This window comes from Phyllobacterium sp. CCNWLW109 (assembly GCF_037203905.1).
GTDB lineage: Bacteria > Pseudomonadota > Alphaproteobacteria > Rhizobiales > Rhizobiaceae > Phyllobacterium > Phyllobacterium ifriqiyense.
The window spans coordinates 1-2,953 of sequence record NZ_JBBCBK010000011.1 but is presented as its reverse complement, the minus strand read 5'-3'; the positions used below and the strand labels follow the sequence as shown (position 1 = coordinate 2,953).

Genomic DNA, 2,953 nt, shown 5'->3' with positions numbered 1-2,953 from the left:
CTTTCTCAAAAAAATCCCCAAAATCTAACTTTTATAAAACAAATCCCAATCCCTGGGGATAACTCAACAAAATGTAGGGCAAAAAACAAGGGGCGCTGCCTGCGCAACGCCCCTTCAACATTCACATAGATCCTGCGACGAGGATCAGGCCAGCGTATAGGCGGTTTTCACCGTCGTATAAAACTCGGCAGCGTATTTGCCCTGCTCACGAGGGCCATAGCTTGATCCCTTACGTCCGCCGAAAGGCACATGGAAATCAACACCGGCAGTGGGCAGGTTAACCATTACCATCCCAGCTTCGGCATTGCGTTTGAAATGAGTCGCATGCTTCAGGCTCGTCGTCGCAATGCCCGATGAGAGGCCAAAAGGCGTATCATTTGCTGTATGCAGCGCCTCTTCATAATCCTTGACGCGGATGACACTGGCGACAGGACCAAATATTTCTTCGCGAGAAATACGCATTTGATTCGTCGCTTCCGTAAACAAAGCGGGCTGCAGATAGAAGCCGGGATTATCCCGTGTCAGCCGTTCGCCGCCAAAAGCGAGCTTTGCACCCTCTTTTTGACCGATAGCAATATAATCTTCATCCTGCTTGAGCTGGCTCGCATCGACAACGGGGCCAATATGCGTCCCCGCCTTCAAAGCATCATCAACTATGATGGTTTTCAGTTTTTCCGAAACAGCAGCAACGAATCGGTCATGGATGCCCTCGGTGACAATGATTCGAGAAGACGCTGTGCAACGCTGACCGGTTGAGAAAAACGCACTATTTACAGCGGCGTCGACCGCGACGTTAAGCTCGGCATCATCCAGAACAACAAATGGATTTTTACCGCCCATCTCCAACTGGAATTTGCGCATATGCTCAATTGATGCTGCAGCGACGCGTTTTCCCGTACCGACAGATCCGGTGAAAGTGATCGCATTGACATCGGCGCTGTCGAGAATTGTCTGCCCTACAACTGAACCCTTGCCCATGACAAGATTAAGCACACCCTTTGGTAGACCCGAACGATGGAGGATATCAACAATTGCCCAAGAGCAGCCCGGTACGAGATCCGCTGGCTTAAACACAACAGTATTTCCATAAGCCAAAGCAGGTGCAATCTTCCAGGCAGGAATCGCAATGGGGAAATTCCACGGGGTGATGATGCCGACAACGCCAACCGGTTCTCTCGTAATTTCAACACCGATATTCGGACGAGCACTTGGCAAAACTTCGCCTGCAAGCCGCAACACTTCTCCGGCAAAGAAGTCGAAGATTTGCGCTGCACGCAAAGTTTCACCAATCCCTTCGGCCAGTGTCTTGCCTTCTTCCCGAGAGAGCAATCGGCCAAGTTCATCCTTGCGGGCAGTGATCTCATCTGCAGTTTTGCGCAAGATTGCATGACGTTCGAGAATTCCAGAACGCGCCCAAGCAGGAAAGGCCGCTTTTGCAGCAGCAATGGCCCGTAACGTGTCCTCAGCCGTCGCTCTCGCATATTCCCCAACCACATCATTGGTGTTGGAAGGATTGATATTGGCAATGGCGTCGCCACCGGCCCATTCGCCGTCGATCAGATTTTGGTGCAATGTCATGATTGTGTTCTTTCGTTCTGTTCAGTTGAATCAATACCATAGGAGACAAGCGTTTCAACGGTTAATCCAGAACATTTGGCTTTTCGGCTATATGGAGCTTGATTGGCCGGGTAGAAAGCTGCGTAAAGGACTGCTAGTTAAGCTTATCGAGCACGCCGGAATATTCGTCCGCTCACAAGAAGCGAATAAGAGGAACGTCCACATGCCCTACTCATTGTTTAATCTTGAGGGGCGCCTCGCGCTCGTTACTGGGTCCAGTCAAGGTATCGGCTTCGCTTTAGCAAAAGGTCTCGCATCATATGGTGCGACGGTCGTCCTCAACGGCCGCAACCTGGAAAAACTTGCAGCAGCCGTCACCGAACTCAGTGCTGAGGGGTATAAGGCGCATACCTCGCATTTCGATGTAACCGATATTGGTGCGGTCAAGACGGGGATTGATAAGATCGAGGCCGAGATCGGTCCGATTGATATTCTCATCAATAATGCCGGTATGCAATTTCGTGCTCCCCTGGAGGATTTTCCGGATGATAAATGGCAGCAATTGCTGCAAACAAACATCTCGAGCGTTTTCTACGCAGGCCAGAGCGCTGCTCAACACATGATCAAGCGAGGCCGCGGCAAGATTATCAATATTGCTTCGGTTCAGAGTGAACTGGCCCGGCCATCCATAGCGCCATACACGGCAACGAAAGGCGCTGTTCGTAATTTGACGCGAGGCATGTGCACGGATTGGGCGAAATATGGTCTGCAAATCAACGCTATCGCACCCGGCTATTTCAAAACTCCATTAAATCAAGCATTGATCGATGATCCGGAGTTCTCCACTTGGCTGGAGAAACGGACCCCGGCAGGACGATGGGGAAATGTTGAAGAATTGGTTGGCGCTGCAATATTCTTGGCAAGTGATGCCTCGTCCTTTGTTAATGGGCAAGTTATCCACATCGATGGCGGGATTACAGCTTCAATATGATACGCATTATAGTAATGGGCGTGAGCGGTTCGGGAAAAACCTCCGTCGGAGTTGCGATCGCCGAAGCCTTAAAGCTTCCTTTTTTGGAAGGCGATACGCTTCATCCCGAACGTAACGTCGAAAAAATGTCTTCCGGCATTCCATTGACGGATGATGACCGCTGGCCGTGGCTCGACAAAATTGGCATTGAACTGGCCAAAGCTGAAAATGGGCTTGTAGTGTCGTGCTCAGCTTTGAAAAAAAGCTATCGCGAACGTTTGAGAGAGAAAGCTGGCGGACCGCTTGCATTCATTTTCCTGGATGGCGAAGTCGAGGTTCTACGATCGCACATGGGTAAGCGCACGGGTCATTTTATGCCGGTTTCGATGTTGGACAGTCAGCTTTCAACGTTGGAATCGCCTGTTG

The 2,953-nt window shown here is 50.6% G+C and carries 3 protein-coding genes; 2 read left to right on the top strand and 1 reads right to left on the bottom strand.

Features of this window, described 5'->3' with window-relative positions:
* Window positions 1-144: 144 nt before the first annotated feature.
* On the bottom strand, window positions 145-1,578 hold the full coding sequence (locus tag V9K92_RS22715; RefSeq protein WP_115055868.1) for an aldehyde dehydrogenase family protein: 1,434 nt from the start codon (window positions 1,576-1,578) through the stop codon (window positions 145-147).
* A 202-nt stretch (window positions 1,579-1,780) separates the two neighbouring features.
* On the opposite strand from V9K92_RS22715, the gene V9K92_RS22710 reads away from it, so the two are divergent.
* Window positions 1,781-2,548, top strand: a complete 768-nt coding sequence (locus V9K92_RS22710) for an SDR family oxidoreductase (RefSeq protein ID WP_337355048.1) — start codon at window positions 1,781-1,783, stop codon at window positions 2,546-2,548.
* A partial coding sequence (locus V9K92_RS22705; RefSeq protein WP_337355047.1) for a gluconokinase occupies window positions 2,545-2,953 on the top strand: 409 nt, incomplete at its 3' end. The genes V9K92_RS22710 and V9K92_RS22705, both read left to right, overlap by 4 nt.